Origin of the sequence: Streptomyces hygroscopicus subsp. hygroscopicus (assembly GCF_001553455.1) — a bacterium.
In the GTDB taxonomy this organism is placed as follows: Bacteria; Actinomycetota; Actinomycetes; order Streptomycetales; family Streptomycetaceae; genus Streptomyces; species Streptomyces hygroscopicus.
The window spans coordinates 1-895 of record NZ_BBOX01000452.1 but is presented as its reverse complement, the minus strand read 5'-3'; the positions used below and the strand labels follow the sequence as shown (position 1 = coordinate 895).

The window sequence follows — 895 nt, the reverse complement described above, 5'->3', positions numbered from 1 at the left end:
CGCCCGCCCCGGTGCCCGCCGGGACCGACGGGTCGGTGCGGCTGCCCGGTTCGCAGGTGCCGATCGGCCCGGGGCTCCGGGCCGCCGACGCGCGGGAGCCGCAGCCGCAGCCGCAGCACGGCACCGGGCCCGCGACCGGCTGGGTGCGCCCGCCGGCCGGAGTGACCAGCGGAGGGCTGAACGGAGGCGACGGTACGGCCGCCGTCCCGCCACCGACGCACTCCCCGTCGGCCGAGCCGTCCGAGCCGCCGGCCGGGGGAGCCGGGCCGGGCCGCTGGCGCCCGTGGCGGTTCCGCATGTCGAACGATGTGTGGGGCACCCCGGCCGTCGCCGGCGACCTGCTGTACGTGACCTCGTTCGAGGTGCACGCGCTGGACGTGGGCACTGGCCGGCGCCAGTTCAAGACGCGCGATGTGGCGTGGGCGATGGCCGTGGAGAACGGCCGGATCCACGCCTCCGACGGCCCCACGCTGTACGCGCTGGACGCGGAGGACGGCGCCGAGCGCTGGCGGCTGTCGATGGACGGCTGGGTCTACTCCCTCAAGGTCGACCGCGGCACGGTCGTCACCGGGACGCGCGGCGGTGGCGTCCAGGCGTGGGAGGCGGCCAACGGCGAGCTGCTGTGGGAGATGCAGGGCCTCCAGACCGACTTCGAGACGCCCGAGTCCGGCCCGGTCGTCCACGACGGCACGGTCTATGTGTGGTCGGACGCGCGGCTGCGCGCCCTGGAGGCGCGCACCGGTGCGGAGCGCTGGTCGTATCCGGTGGGCGACGCGGCGTCGTGCGGTGGTGTGCCGTTGCGTCTGCTGTCGGCGCCCGACGGGGTGGTCTACGTCTCGGCGGGGACCCGGGTGCTCGCGCTCGACATCGCCCGCGGGGATGTGCGGTGGCGTTT

1 protein-coding gene is annotated in these 895 nt (G+C 76.3%); it reads left to right on the top strand.

Going from position 1 to position 895, the window contains the following annotated elements; translation table 11 throughout:
- Positions 1-895, top strand: an 895-nt coding sequence (locus tag AXW62_RS35700) for a PQQ-binding-like beta-propeller repeat protein (protein WP_159061030.1), incomplete at both ends; no start/stop codon positions are given.